General features: G+C 44.4%; 12 protein-coding genes. All 12 read right to left on the minus strand.

Translation table 11 applies throughout. From position 1 onward, the window contains the following. Positions 1-109: 109 nt before the first annotated feature. The 12 genes from K1I56_RS07890 to K1I56_RS07945 all read right to left on the minus strand — a co-directional run bounded on the left by K1I56_RS07890 (position 110) and on the right by K1I56_RS07945 (position 15,136). Positions 110-3,631, minus strand: a complete 3,522-nt coding sequence (locus tag K1I56_RS07890; protein ID WP_223325705.1) for a family 20 glycosylhydrolase — start codon at positions 3,629-3,631, stop codon at positions 110-112. A 161-nt stretch (positions 3,632-3,792) separates the two neighbouring features. Further along, positions 3,793-4,926 carry a molecular chaperone DnaJ gene (dnaJ, locus tag K1I56_RS07895; RefSeq protein WP_003004734.1) on the minus strand — a complete coding sequence of 378 codons (1,134 nt, stop codon included), beginning with the start codon at positions 4,924-4,926 and terminating at the stop codon, positions 3,793-3,795. Positions 4,927-5,084: 158 nt separating this feature from the next. Beyond that, entirely contained in the window at positions 5,085-5,717 is a 633-nt protein-coding gene (locus tag K1I56_RS07900; protein WP_223325706.1) for a DJ-1/PfpI family protein, read from the minus strand. A gap of 214 nt (positions 5,718-5,931) precedes the next feature. After that, positions 5,932-7,755, minus strand: coding sequence for a molecular chaperone DnaK (gene dnaK / locus K1I56_RS07905; protein WP_013904674.1), 1,824 nt, complete (start codon positions 7,753-7,755; stop codon positions 5,932-5,934). 244 nt (positions 7,756-7,999) lie between these two features. Continuing rightward, on the minus strand, positions 8,000-8,524 hold the full coding sequence (gene grpE, locus K1I56_RS07910; protein ID WP_317627951.1) for a nucleotide exchange factor GrpE: 525 nt from the start codon (positions 8,522-8,524) through the stop codon (positions 8,000-8,002). A 24-nt stretch (positions 8,525-8,548) separates the two neighbouring features. Beyond that, complete coding sequence (gene hrcA, locus K1I56_RS07915) at positions 8,549-9,583, minus strand: heat-inducible transcriptional repressor HrcA (protein WP_003013962.1); 1,035 nt, start codon at positions 9,581-9,583, stop codon at positions 8,549-8,551. 168 nt (positions 9,584-9,751) lie between these two features. Beyond that, a complete protein-coding gene (locus K1I56_RS07920) occupies positions 9,752-10,531 on the minus strand; it encodes a M15 family metallopeptidase (protein ID WP_317627950.1) in 780 nt (259 codons plus the stop codon). Continuing rightward, on the minus strand, positions 10,515-11,216 hold the full coding sequence (locus K1I56_RS07925) for a histidine phosphatase family protein (RefSeq protein ID WP_223325709.1): 702 nt from the start codon (positions 11,214-11,216) through the stop codon (positions 10,515-10,517). Before K1I56_RS07925 ends, K1I56_RS07920 begins: the two co-directional genes overlap by 17 nt. 123 nt (positions 11,217-11,339) lie before the next feature. Continuing rightward, on the minus strand, positions 11,340-12,029 hold the full coding sequence (locus K1I56_RS07930; protein ID WP_223325710.1) for a histidine phosphatase family protein: 690 nt from the start codon (positions 12,027-12,029) through the stop codon (positions 11,340-11,342). A gap of 81 nt (positions 12,030-12,110) precedes the next feature. After that, positions 12,111-13,448: a PFL family protein gene (locus K1I56_RS07935; protein ID WP_223325711.1), complete on the minus strand. Its 1,338-nt coding sequence runs from the start codon at positions 13,446-13,448 to the stop codon at positions 12,111-12,113. Between the two features lie 18 nt (positions 13,449-13,466). Further along, positions 13,467-13,733 (minus strand): ACT domain-containing protein, encoded by a 267-nt coding sequence (locus tag K1I56_RS07940; protein ID WP_003004214.1) that lies wholly within the window; start codon positions 13,731-13,733, stop codon positions 13,467-13,469. Between the two features lie 281 nt (positions 13,734-14,014). Continuing rightward, a complete protein-coding gene (locus K1I56_RS07945; RefSeq protein ID WP_223325712.1) occupies positions 14,015-15,136 on the minus strand; it encodes a VanZ family protein in 1,122 nt (373 codons plus the stop codon). Positions 15,137-15,201 lie beyond the last annotated feature (65 nt).

Raw genomic sequence — 15,201 nt, forward strand, 5'->3', positions numbered from 1 at the left:
TACAGCCCTACTCAACTGTGCGGAGGTGGGACGACGAAATCGAATTCTAACGAATTACCGATTTCTGTCCCACTCTCCTAACTTCGACCTGTTACAAGTCAACTAAGTCTCAGTCTCTTTTTTTATTTTTCAAGTCCATTCCTGCTGCTCCTAAGATCGCTCCTAGTAAAGCGAGTCCAAGTGCAGATTCCACTCCTGTTTCTGGAAGTTGCTTGTGAGAGTTTCCTGTTTCTGAACGAACCTCTTTTTCCACAGCTGCTGGAATTGGCGTTGGGGTATTTACTGGTTGATTCTTCGAGACCACTTGAGGCGTTGAAGGATCTGGAACCATTTTATTTACAAGCACGTCTGACTTCACTGGTGCTTCTACTGAAGGGCTTGCTGGAGTCACAACCTCTTTGGTACCGACTTCAACAATTTCTGCAACTGGCTCTTTAGCAACTTCTGTAGCGATCACTTTTCGACTTTGATCAAGTGCCGAAACCTCTACATACTCAAGACCTTGCCCTTTAACCCCAGCCTGGATCACTCTGCGTTCTCCTTTAGCGAGATCTGGATTGGTCCGTTCCACAAGGTCAAAATCAGGTTCTTTCTCCACGATGTCAAGACTTGGTTTGTCTTCCACTAGGGCTTTGACGTCATTTTCAGCCAAGCTACCTACTTGCGTGATTGGCTTGAGCCCCGCAAGGGCTTGAGTCAGAGCAGCCACTTCTTGATCCACCTGATCTTGATGAGCACGGCTCACATTCCAATTCAAGTTATCTAAGACTTTCGCAAGTGCTGCGCGCGATTCTGGTGTGTAAATGGCTAGATCTGTTGGCACCGTAGCAACTGCTTTTCTAAGAGTAGTGAAGTCCGCCTTGAAATAGTCCTTGTTGTGGTTGGCAAAAGCTTCCATGAGATCAAAGACATTTTTTTCGATGTATTCTTCACTTGGGGTATCACACCAAACAGCTACCATGCTACCGACCATCGGCAAAGATGTTTCAGGATATGTTGTACTTGGGAGTTGTCTAAATGGAGTAGCAGCTGCATTGGCAATCGCTTTTTCAATATAACCACCACCCGTTTCAGGTGTTCTTCCCAAAACATAGTACCAGTCTCCGTTGGTATTAAGGAATTTATACCCCTTATCTGTCAAATACTGTGGAGATGCGAGGTTATAGCCCCACCATCCTTTGGACCAGTATGAAATCAAGACGTCCTTGTCAAAGGCAACATCATCTTCATCTCCATAATAGAAGCCATCGTTAAAGGCCATTGGTTGCAAGCCTTTTTCACGCGCCATAGCTGCAAGACTATTGGAATACTCCGCAAATTTACCATAGAGGTCATACCACTTGAGGTAGTACCAACCTTGCGCACTGGTAGCGTCATTGGCATATTCATCTGTTCCATAGTTAAAGATCTTAGACTTGTCTTTGAAGTAGTCCATGTACTTGCCAATCAAGGCTTTGGTAAAGTTGACTGCTGCTTCATTGGTCAAATCCATGGTTGTTTTTGAAACCGTATCAAAGCTGGCTTGTGGATTTTCAATGCCCAATTTTTCCATGGCCACCAACAAAGCATCCATGTGTCCAGGACTATTGACTGCCGCAATCAAGCCGATTCCTTTCGCAGTCGCATAAGCATGGAGTTCATCCATTTCCGCTTGGGTCAATGCTTGACCATTTGGATCATCGTAATAGGCCTTGGTGCCTTCTAAAATGGCCTTTTTCACATCATCACTAGCATAAGTTTTTCCATTGGCTTCCACCGTCATATCATCGAGCACGAAGCGCATACCATCGTTTCCGACCAGGAGGTGCAAGTCAGAATAACCCAGCTCACTGGCCTTGTCGACGATCCGTTTCAACTGATCCAGTGAGAAGTATTTGCGGCCCGCATCGATCGAGATGACCTTTTTCATGGCAAGTTTTTCCGCTGCTTCTTTTGCAGCAACTTCTTTCGCGTAGCTTTCTGTATACACCAAAGCATCCTGAGCTGCTTTGAGATGGTCGATCAAGGTTTTGGCCTCTGCTCGAGTCGTGTCTGCTCCTGCCCCTTCTAATGCTTTTTTAGCTGCCGTAAAGGCTACTAGAGATTCCGGTGTATAGTGATCCAAATCAGTTGGAGCTTCTGAAAGAGCTTTTTCGACGACTTCAGGATCTGCTACAAAGTAGTCCGCGTTCTTGTCCGCGAAAGCATGCATGAGCTTAAAGAGAAGGTCTTTTTTGTAGGTTGCAGATGGCGTATCTGCCCAGGCAGCTACCATGCCACCGATGAAAGGTACCTTAGCTCCATCATTTTTTTGAACCACATCAATCGCTGACTTGGAAATTCCTTCGAGACCTTGATCAAGATTGTACCAACCAGATCCAGCCTTGTCCCGTCCAAGCACATAATACCAAGCATCATTGGTATTAAGAATCTGATGACCTAGTTCAGACAAGAGTTTTGAAGAAGCGACATCATAGCCATTCCAGCCACCTGTCCAGTAGGACACAATGATATCCTTGTCAAAAGTACCATAGGAAGTATCGCCATTGTAGTAGATTCCATCATTGAAGGCCATTGGTTTCATCTTGTGTTTTTTCACAATAGCTGCTAGATCATTAGCATATTGGATGAATTTTTCATAGCCTTTTTCTGGATAGCCTTCACCTGGCCAATGCTTGCTGGCTTGGAGAACCTGCCAACCATGGGCATCTGTGGCATCGTTGGCATATTCATCCAAACCAATATTGAAAATGTCTGCCTTGCCGCTGAAATAAGCCGCATACTTGTCTACCAAGGCTTTGGTAAAGTCTAAGGCTTTTTGGTTATCCAAATCAACTGTCCGAGCTGATTTTTTAGTGCCAAAGTAATTAAAGTGAGGGTTTTCGATGCCCAATTGTTCCATGGCTGTCAGAATCGCATCCATGTGACCTGGACTATTAATAGTTGGGATGACGCCCACTTTCTTCGATTTGGCGTAGGCCAAAATATCATCCATTTGAGCCTGGGTCAAGGCTGTCCCGTTCGGATCATCGTAATAAGCTTTTGTCCCTTTTTCAACCGCATCTGTCACGGCTTGGCTAGAATAAGAAGTATCTCCCACTTTCAAAGACATATCATCCAGCACAAAGCGCAAGCCGTCATTTCCAACTAGAAGATGCAAGTCTGTATAGCCCGTCTTACTAGCTTCATCAATGATTTCCTTGATTTGCTCTGGTGAGAAGTACTTGCGACCGGCATCGATCGAAACAATCTTTTTCTTGGCTAATTTTTCTTCCTGATCAGGATCTTTAGCAGGCGTTTCCGTCGCTGGTTGAGCTGCCACATCCGACTCTGCGACAGAACTTGCTTCTTCGCGAATCAAACGGTCAAGATCTGATACCCGCAATTCACGATCAGGCAGTGTCGGTTGACTTTGATCAACGATTGGAGCGGGAGCCGATGGTTTTTCTACTGCTGGCTGAGAAGCTTCCTCATTAAGAGGAATCGTTGACTCACCCTCGCTTGGCTGAGTTGGAACTGTCGTTGAAGGACTGTCTGTAACGCTCGACGTATCTGCAGCTACAACATGAGCACCAGCAAAAAATCCTATTAGCACCGAAGCAGCTCCTACTGCATACTTGCGAATCGCATAACGTGGTTGATGTGATTTCATCAGGACCTCCTAAATTGTCTTTGTAATCGCTTTCTTAATTTTACCACGATATCTTAATAAATTCAATGACGGTCTTCATTATTCTTTAATTAGGAGAGGAAGTTCTTGGATTCGATCCAAAATAAAACGAGCTCCTTACTCAAAAGGAAACTCGTTCATTCTTATAAATCATCTAAAGCATCTTTGACCTTGTCAAAGAACCCTTTTTTCTTTGGGTTGACCTTCAAATCACTTGCTTCCGCAAAGGCTTGAAGGGCTTCTTTTTGCTTGTCATTTAAACCAGTTGGGGTGACGACATTGACAGATACATATTGATCCCCCATAGCACCACCACGTAAGCTTGGAGCCCCTTTTCCACGGAGGCGGAATTTCTTACCGGTTTGGGTCCCTTCAGGAATGACCAAATCGACATCTCCGTGAACAGTTGGCACATGGACCGTATCTCCAAGAGCTGCTTGAACAAAGTTCAAGTCTAACTTGTAGTAGATGGTTGAGCCATCTCGTTCAAAGCGATCGCTCGGCTCAACATTGACAACAACATACAAGTCACCATAAGGTCCACCGTTAAAGCCAGCTTCTCCTTGACCAGCTAAGCGGATTTGTTGACCTGTTTCAACTCCTGCAGGAATCTTGACGTTCACGCTATGAGCTTGTTTTTCATGACCTGTTCCACGACAAGTCGTACATGGATCTTTAATTTCTTGACCACGACCATGACAGACGTCACAGGTCACTTGACGGCGCATCATCCCAAGAGGGGTTTGCGTATCCACATTGATGACTCCAGAACCATGACAGCGTCCACAGGTCACCGGACTAGTGCCTGGCTTAGCCCCAGAACCATGACAGGTATGACAGCTAGCTTCCCGATGGTACTTGACTTCTTTTTCCGCACCAAAAATCGCTTCTTCAAACTTGAGATTAACGCGGTATTGGAGGTCATCCCCTTGGCGAGGAGCATTCGGATTGCGGCTTGCACCACCACCAAAGAAGCTAGAGAAGATGTCTTCAAAGCCACCAAAACCAGCACCATCAAAGCCACCAAAACCACCTGCTCCGCCACCGAAGCCACCATTGGCACCCGCAGCACCATATTGGTCATAAGCAGCCCGTTTTTGCTCGTCACTCAAAGTCTCATAAGCTTCTTGAACTTCCTTGTACTTTTCCTCAGCACCAGGCTCCTTGTTGATATCTGGGTGATATTTTTTAGATAATTTCCGATAGGCTTTCTTGATCTCATCTTGAGATGCATTCTTTGAAACGCCCAAACGGTCATAAAATTCAGTATTGTTCATAATTCAAGATACAAAGGGCGTTAAACGGACACAGCCAAAATAGGAGTTTTGACGACGGACGCTTGCGTCCTAGAAAAAACTATCTTTTTGGCACCGTCCGTAGCCCGTGTTCAGTTACGAACACTCTTTGTTCCTTTCTATAATTTTCATGTACATCTTTAGAGGGTGTTTTCTATACTTCGCTTCACTTGATCAAACTCTTGGTCCGATAGAGTAAATATCAAATCCTCTTCAGCATACTCGTTCTGTTCCTTAAAGTAGTTGTCCGTATTCTCTGCCAACCCTAGACTTAGAATCACTTTCCTTGCAAACTCTTGATGGGCAAAACCGATAGCCGTAATGATCTGTTTATCTTGCACAAGGACTTTCGGTTGGAAATTTTCACGTAGAAGAAATTCAAAATAGTCAAAGAAGTTTTGCCATATTCCACCTGTAAATTTCGTGTCCTTCAACAGACCTGCTTTCGCTAATAAAAGAGGCGCTGAAGAAATGGCTGCAATGAGGATATCTTGCTCACCAAGATCCCTCAAGAACGAAATCAATTTCTCATCTTGTAGGGCAGGTCCTATGTTGACCATTCCTGGCAAAATCACGCAAGAATACTCTTCTATACGGATTTGATCTAGTGTTTTCGTTGGTTGACAGGGCAAGCCATCCTCAGAGACCACTATCGAATGATCTGAAGCGGCATAATCAATCGTACTATCAAAAGACAGAGCTAAAGTACTCGTTAAAGCAGTTATCTCATAAAGAGAAAAATTAGGATAAATGATACAAAGTACTTTTTTCATACGCAACATCCTCTATTTTACCGAAAAACAGAGGCTGGGTTGCAACCTCTGGATTTCTTTTTATACTTACTAGTTTAAGTTTTAAAAATCAAACTAGTAATGCTGAATTGAGCACGCCCTAACCTCTTGGTGAAAAAGATAAATCTTTCTAGAAACTAAAGTTTCTGCGTCAGATTTCCTATTTTCACTGTGAGGTTTTAACGGGCTTTGCATCTTATTTTTCTGTAAACTCTCCGTCTACGACGTCATCGCCTGCGTTTCCTGTTGCTTGTGCGCCTTCTGCTCCTGCTTGGGCTTGTTGCGCTGCTGCAGCTTGTTCGTAGAGTTTAACAGCCAATGCTTGTGCTTTTTCGTTCAAGGCTTCAAGTTTCGCTTTCATTTCTTCAAGGTTACCTGATTCTTGAGCTTTCTTAAGATCATCCAATCCTGCTTGAGCTGCGTCACGTTCTGCATCGAAGCCTTTGCCTTCAGTTTCTTTGATTGTCTTTTCAGTCGCAAAGATAGCTTGGTCTACTTCGTTACGAAGGTCTACTTCTTCTTTACGTTTCTTATCTGCTTCAGCGTTTGCTTCTGCATCTTTCATCATGCGGTCGATTTCTTCGTCTGTCAAACCTGAATTAGATTGGATCACAATAGTTTGTTCTTTTTGAGTTCCAAGGTCTTTGGCTTTAACAGACACGATACCGTTCTTATCGATGTCGAATGTTACTTCGATTTGTGGGATACCACGAGGTGCAGCTGGGATATCTGTCAATTGGAAACGTCCAAGCGTCTTGTTATCTGCTGCCATTGGACGTTCCCCTTGAAGAACGTGGATATCAACGGCTGGTTGGTTGTCTGCTGCAGTTGAGAAGACTTGTGATTTAGAAGTTGGAATTGTAGTGTTGCGGTCGATGAGTTTTGTGAAGACTCCACCCATTGTTTCGATACCAAGTGACAATGGTGTTACGTCAAGAAGGACAACATCTTTGACATCACCAGTGATCACACCACCTTGGATCGCAGCACCCATAGCCACAACTTCATCAGGGTTCACTGATTTGTTTGGTTCTTTACCAGTTTCAGCTTTAACAGCTTCTACAACGGCAGGGATACGAGTTGAACCACCGACAAGGATGACTTCGTCGATATCTGACAAGCTCAAACCTGCATCTGAAAGGGCTTGACGAACTGGAGTTTTCGTACGTTCTACAAGGTCACGAGTCAAATCGTCGAATTTCGCACGAGTCAAGGTCATTTCCAAGTGAAGAGGTCCAGCAGCGCCTGCAGTGATGAATGGCAAGCTGATTTGAGTTGAAGTCACACCAGAAAGGTCTTTCTTCGCTTTTTCAGCTGCATCTTTCAAACGTTGAAGCGCCATCTTGTCTGTTGACAAGTCGATACCATTTTCTTTCTTGAATTCTTCAACCATGTAGTCGATGATTTTTTGGTCAAAGTCGTCACCACCGAGTTTGTTATCCCCTGCAGTTGCCAATACATCAAAGACACCATCACCCAATTCAAGGATAGATACGTCGAATGTACCACCACCAAGGTCGAATACCAAGATTTTTTCTTCTTTATCAGTCTTATCCAAACCATAAGCAAGGGCTGCTGCTGTTGGTTCGTTGACGATACGTTCTACTTCAAGGCCAGCGATTTTACCAGCGTCTTTAGTTGCTTGACGTTGCGCATCGTTGAAGTAAGCAGGAACTGTGATAACTGCTTTCGTTACTTTTTCACCAAGGTAATCTTCAGCGTAACCTTTCAAGTATTGAAGAATCATAGCTGAAATTTCTTGTGGTGTATATTCTTTACCGTTTGCAGAAACTTTTTCAGAAGTACCCATCTTAGATTTGATAGAGATGATGGTATCTGGGTTTGTTACTGCTTGACGTTTTGCGGCATCACCAACGATGATTTCACCGTTTTTGAATGACACAACAGATGGAGTTGTGCGGTTACCTTCTGGGTTTGCGATAATTTTTGATTCAGTTCCTTCAAGAACTGCTACTGCTGAGTTTGTTGTACCTAAGTCAATACCGATAATTTTAGACATATGTTTTTCTCCTCGTTGTTTTTTCTCTTTTTTTCTTTTTGATATTTCCCTTAAGTGGTGGGGATGTGAGCAACTCCCTTCGGGATTTCATCACTTATTTTTGAGCCTACTGTCTCAAAAATCCCCTGTTTCAGTAGCACAAGCTACTGAAACTTTCACCACGGCGGGAAATATCTTCCTTGCAAGCCTCCGGCTTGCGTCTTATCTTTCTTTCATAGTTTAGTGTCGTTTCGGACAAGGTAGCCTAGTTATAAACAACTACCATGGCTGGACGCAGGATGCGGTCATGGAGTTTGTAGCCTTTTTGGAAGACTTGTGCAATGGTGTCTGCTAGATGTTCATCATCTGCAGGCAAGGTTTGGATGGCCATGTGGTAGTTATGGTCAAAGGCTCCGTCCGCTGGAATTTCTTCGATTCCTTCTTCTTTCAGAGCATGTACCAAACTTTCTTGGACCATTTCCAAGCCCTTCTTCACATCATCTGTCAATCCTTCTACGGCAAGGGCACGTTCGAGGTTGTCAAGTGATGGTAAGATCGCTTTTGCCAAATCTTGGCTACGGTATTTTTGTAATTGTTGACGTTCTTCATTAGCACGGCGCTGAATGTTTTGCATTTCTGCATGAGCACGAAGGTATTTGTTTTCAAATTCTTCGGCACGCGCTTGTGCTTCTTCTAACTCAGAAGGTTGGTTGGACTCCTCTACAACTTCTTCAGTTGTTTGGGCAACTTCCTCTTCTTTCACGTCTTCTTTTTTGATATCTTCTGTCAAGGCATACACCCCTTTCATTTGGTCTTAATTTACTTCATAATGGTTGCTATTGAGGTAACGGTAGTAATCCGTCAACTTCATGACCAGTACTCGGCCGATAACATTGACCAGGCTTATCACACGCCTGTAGTCCATCTCTACGGGACCGATCACATGCATGAGGGCCATCCCACGATAAGGAACTAAGAACTTGTGACTAATCACTGTCACATTTTTCAAGGCCTTCTCTTGGGATTCCGCAACCAGGATCTGGGTCATTTGGTCCTCTGGCATTCCCCCTCGCAACTCCAAGGCTACGTGTTGGGGATTATCCAAGAACTGATAGGTCTGAAGATCGGCGTAGGTTAAAGATGAAACCTTTCCTTCTACAAAGACCAGTTCTTGAAACAGTTGCGAGAAGACGTAATCAAACAGATCCAAGACATTGTCTGTCGTCTTAAAATAGCGCTGGACAATCTGTGGGATCTCCGTCCGCAGGCGGTAATGGATATCCAAGACCGTATTTCCAATGAAGCGTTCTTGAACCAGCTGATGGAAGATTTCCAAGTCACTGGTTAAGAAATTCTTTGGAATGGCAAATTGTACAGTGACAGGCTTTGATTCATCCAAGGTCAGAACCGCTAAAGCATCGTGGTTGGATAAGGGAACAATCTCAAAACCAGTCAAGCGCTGCCGCGTCGGCTCAACATCCTGAATGACTGCGGTGTAGCCCGTCATCTGGGCCAATAATTTAGCCGTAGCATCCAAGATATCGTCTAACTTAAAGGCTTCGAAATCAAATGCTTTCACCACCTGGTAGACATCTTGTTCATCAATCAACTCTAGATCCAGCGAGTTCTGAACAAAATATTGAAAACCAGCTCGGCTGGGCATTCGACCACTCGAAGTGTGGGCTTTTTCTAGTAAACCTTGCTTTTCGAGGGCAGCCATATCATTTCGGATAGTAGCACTACTAGATTGAATGACATCTTGCAGTGCTTTTGAACCGACTGGTTCGCGGGTCTTGGTAAAGATATCGACGACAAGATTTAGAATCTCATTTTGACGTTCTGTAACCATGACCTCACCTCTCTTTCGTATTTAGCACTCTAAACACTCAAGTGCTAAATCATGATTCTATTATACACCCTCTCAAAAGAAAGTCAAGAAAAAAATCCAAAAAATTAGCACTCTTTTTCCAAGAGTGCTAAAAATCATTCTGAAGACCTAGAAAAAGAGAATCTCCTCCTATTTTCCAGCCTTTTTCAATAGTTGAATATATTCTTCCAATACTAGCTGATGTTTGGCCATATACTGGGCATTTTCTACGCCAACATAACGGAAATGCCAATTCTCAAAATTCACACCTGTGATGTTGCTCTTCCCATCTGGGTAACGAAGGACAAAGCCATATTGCGGTGCGATGGCAGCCAGCTGCAAGCCCAACTCATCACTTTGACCAGCTTCGACACTCATATCGATCGCAAGCCCCGTCTGGTGTTCACTAGCACCAGGAACCTGTACCTGGGTCTGTACCTGCTTTTCAGCTTCTTCGTGCGAAAGACCACTAGCCTCTAATTGCGCAACACGCTCATTATAGAGCTCTGTTTGTTCCGCCACGCTTCGATAACCCGATATCAAGGTTTCTTCTGGGGCAATTTTTCGAGCCGCCTCTAGAAATTGACGAGTTGGCTCTACAATCCGACTATCCACTTTGATAGCATCTACATCTGTCAATTGTGGGTTCAACTCTGGCTTCACATTGTCACGATTGACCAAGATCAACTGCCAGTCTTTTGTCGAAACAGCTGGTAAATCTGATTTTTCTTTCTTTTTCTTAGAAGAAGAGGGAGTCGTTACAGCTGTTTTTTTTGCCTTCCAAAACTGAATCCCTGAAAACAAGCTTGGTTTAGCCAAGTAAGCACCAATTCCTGATCCAAGGATCACAAGAAGAAAGAAACTCAATAGGTAGGGCCACCGTTTCTTACGTTTTTTTCTTGCGCGTCTATACTTATTTGTCATGGCCATCCTCTAAGAGTTTTGCTCCAACTTTACGATAGGACATATCTCCAATCTTTTCAATATGAAAGGCACCATCCTCATAGGCTAAAACCGTTACACTTCCGTTGTCCAAGACCAATTCTTCGACAGCTTTCGGATCAATGAGATAAATCAAGGTCGTAATGGTCATGCCGTGGCTGACAACAATCGCATTTCCACCACCAGCTGCTTCCACCTCTTTTGCGATGGCTTCAAACCCTTCTTTGATCCGACCACTCAAGGCACCCCAAGATTCAGCCCAACCAGTGGTGTCGACTTCAACAATCCCTTCTGCCAACTCCATCAAGCTCAACTGATGAAAATCCTCGACCTTAAAGACACGGGGTAAAACCCCCATGAAGAGCTCGCCATCATAAGCGCCGTCGAAGCTACCAAAACACCACTCACGAATGCGTTTATCATAGCGATAAGGAATCTGACCTGTCAGACCGAGTCCTTGAAGAATAATCCCCATGGTTTGAATGGTGCGTCCAGAATCACTCGAAACAGCCTCTTCAAAAGAAAGACCAGCTTCCTTGAGACCAAGACCGAGTTCTCGAATCCCACGCTCTCCTGCTTCTGTCAGCGGAGTGTCTGACCAGCCCTGTGCTCGCCCAATGGTATTAAACATGGTTTTTCCATGACGAGCAATATATAATCTGGTTTTTGTCATTGTATTACCTCCGTATGTATCTCTTTCATTATATCATTTTTTGCAAAAAGAAAGTAGGAAAGCTCTTACAAGTTTTGAGAGAAAGAAAAGGCTATGACCAAAAGGTCAGCCTTTTACGACGGACTAGGATTCTTGCAAGCTTTCACCGACTTCACGGTAACTGCTATCTCCAAACACCTTAACCGTCAATGCGCCATCTTCATATTCTACAAGGGTAACACTACCATTTGAAAGAGGCAGATTAAGATTTGGTTTTCCTTCGATCAAGCAGACCAGGGTCTGAATGGTCCAACTATGGCTGACCACCAAAGCATCGCCTCCACCATTTTCTTCTACTTCTTTGGCAATAGCTTCAAAACCTTCTAAGATTCGGCCTTTCAAAACTTCCCAAGGTTCAGCCCAATTCGCTGTGTCCACTTGGCAGATGCCATTGGCCAAGTCTTCCAAGGTCAAGGTCTTATAATCTTCTACATCCAGCACGCGCGGCACGACACCGTGAAAGAGCTCACCACCGTAGGCTCCATCAAAGCTTCCGAAACACCACTCGCGAATCCGCTTGTCAAAGCGATAAGGAATTTTTTCTTTTAACCCCAATTGATCAAGTATGATCCCCATGGTCTGAATGGCACGACCTGAATCACTGGAATAGGCTCGGGTAAAGTCCAAGCCAGACTCACGCAAGCCGATCCCTAGAGCCTCAATGCCTCGTTCTCCTTCTGCTGTCAAGGGTGTATCGGACCAGCCTTGAGCACGGCCAATGGTATTAAACATGGTTTTCCCATGACGAATCACAAATAATCTTGTTTTAGCCATCTTGTCTCCTTTTGCAAGAAAAAAGTCTGGAGTTTTATCGTCACAGACTTTTCTATTTTCTACTATTATACTAGATTTCTCTTAGTTTTTAAAGCTATGAACCGGAGCTGGAATTTGACCACCACGGGCAATGAAATCAGCTGACGAAGCTTTGTTGACCTTCATTACCGGAGCAGACCCAAGAAGTCCTCCAAGCTCTAACATATCGCCTTCCTTGCCATAAGGAATGATGCGAACCGCTGTTGTCTTTTGGTTGATTACCCCGATAGCAGCTTCATCTGCGATCATGGCCGCAATGGTCGTAGCTGGAGTATCAGCTGGGATAGCAATCATATCCAGACCGACGGAACAGATAGCCGTCATGGCTTCCAATTTTTCCAGGTTGATATGACCCGATTGAACCGCTGCAATCATCCCTTCATCTTCTGAGACTGGAATGAAGGCACCTGACAACCCACCGACTTGGTTACAAGCCATGATGCCGCCTTTTTTCACTTGGTCATTGAGCAGAGCGAGCGCTGCTGTAGTCCCATGGGTTCCAACCACTTCAAGCCCCATGGCTTCAAGGACACGGGCAACCGAATCCCCAACAGCTGGTGTTGGCGCGAGAGACAAGTCCACAATTCCAAACTCCACACCGAGACGTTCACTAGCCATTTGACCAACCAGTTGCCCGACACGAGTAATCTTGAAAGCTGTCTTCTTGACTGTTTCAGCCAAGACATCAAAGCTTGCACCAGGAACTTTTTCAATGGCCCGTTGGACAACACCAGGACCGGAAACGCCGACGTTGATGACGACATCCGCTTCACCGACACCATGAAAGGCTCCCGCCATAAAGGGATTATCTTCTACAGCATTAGCAAAGACTACGAGCTTACCAGGCCCCATTGGATCCGCTTGGGAAGCTTCTTTAATGATACGGCCCATGTCTCGGACAGCGGTCATATTGATCCCCGTCTTGGTCGATCCGATATTGACTGAAGAGCAGACAAAATCTGTCTCTGCAAGAGCTCTAGGAATAGAATTAATGAGGATTTCATCCCCTTTTTGGTAGCCTTTTTGAACCAGGGCTGAGAAGCCACCGATAAAGTTAATTCCGATCTCTTTAGCCGCACGATCCAATGCCTTGGCAAAGGGCACATAATCTGTCGCATTGGTTGCTGCTCCGATAATGGAAATCGGAGTGACCGAAACCCGCTTGTTGACAATAGGAATACCAAGTTCTGCCGCAATCTCATCCCCAACAGCCACAAGATCCTTGGCCTTTGTCACAATCTTATTGTAGACTTTTTCTGCTGCCTTATCGATATCTGGATCAATACAATCTAGAAGGGAGATGCCCATGGTGATGGTCCGAACATCAAAGTTCTGCTCCTCAATCATGGCAATGGTTTCTGTTACCTGTCTAATGTCCATAAATTCTCAACCCCTATCTTACAAATTGTGCATGGCATCAAAAATCGCTGCGCTCTGGATATTGATTTTGACATGAAGAGACTGACCGAATTCTTCCAACTCTGAACGAAGCTGTGTGAAATCTTTTTTCTCATCCGATGATACGACCGCCATCATGGTAAAGTATTCATCCAATACAGTTTGAGAAATATCGTCGATATTGAGTCCCAATTCTGCCACTTTCGTTGCGACACCGGCTACGATTCCTTTTTGGTCTTTTCCAACGACTGTAATAATTGCTTTCATTTCACTGCTCCATTCTATCTATTTGCTTCCATTGTAGCACATTCCCCTTAAAATCGCCCTTCTCAACTAGGAACGTTCGGATATTTTAAATGTGTATAAAACAATAAAGAGGCTGGGACAAAAGTCCTAGCCTCTTTATTGTTTTGGATTGTCGAGCAAGACGCAGTGGTTGAGTGGGCTCTACTACGCTGATTTCATCAACTTTCACAGCCCTACTCAACTGTGCGGAGGTGGGACGACGAAATCGAATTCTAACGAATGACCGATTTCTGTCCCACTCTCTATTTTGACGATTCAGTTTCATCCTTTAAGATCTCTTTCTTCACGCGCACCGTACTCTCATACTCAGCTCCAGCTAAACGGTCAAACGGAAAGCGACGATTAAGTAAGACGATGGCAAGAGTCAGAATCAAATACAATAAAAGTGCAAAGAAGAGCAATAAAATCATGGATAGGGTTAAGAGGGAATTATCCGTCAAATCGCTGTTCAAGAACGAAATCAAATAGAACAATCCCTGAGGAATCAGATAGAAATAGCCGACTACTAGGATCCCCCGCCAGATGGTGCGAAGCCATTTTTGCTTTTCAAAATGCAGGCGGAATTTCAGCAAAGCCATTCCCAAGGTTTTGCCCCGCCATAAAGGAAGCAAGCTAAAGTAAACCGCTAAAACCGCCACATAAGGAATCGTCCCTAAACGCCCAATCAATTCGTAGAGAATAGATACCATCACAAAGTCGATTATGAAAGCAAGACCCATCCGAAGACCAGATACTCTCGTCCCCACTCGGAAAGAATGCTCGTCGATTTCATCTCGTGTTGGCAGTAACCAAACTAGAAACCAACCAAGCAGGTAGCCCACTCCACCACCAGTGGTATTTTGAATGATATCATCGACATCTGCTAGGCGGTAAGGACCCGGATACCTAAAGTAGAGACCTGATAACTGGGTCAGCTCCAAAAAGAGACTAAAGAGGACTGTCAGAAGAATCGTTTTCTTAAAACCACACTTGAAATAATAGCGTAGATACATCCCAAAAGGAATCAACATCAGGACATTAAAGGCAGGCACGTAAAAAGTTGGATGCTTGATGGCCTGAAGCCAAGTGCTTGCCTGCGCTAGATCAAAGGGGCTCTCCTTGAAAAAATCTACCACAAAAGCAAAGGGATAAAGATTGATCATTTCCGAGTAGCTGGTATGGATCTTACTAGGATCCGGCAGAGGCAAGACAACCAGCAGATAGACCGTCATCAAGTAAAGCATAAAAGAATAGAAAATCAGCACCCGCAATTTATTGACCGAGCCATATTTTCGGTAATTCAAAATCATGTAGGGCAAGGTCAGCAAAAATGCCAGGAAAGGAAAGAGCTGAACAGCCGTCTTAATAGTAGAGATATAGCCCATTGTGTCTCCTTTTTTTCGTTATAAAATCACCCTTTGCACAATGACAAAAGGTGATTTCTTCATTG

It is taken from the genome of Streptococcus parasanguinis (assembly GCF_019929185.1).
GTDB lineage: Bacteria > Bacillota > Bacilli > Lactobacillales > Streptococcaceae > Streptococcus > Streptococcus parasanguinis_O.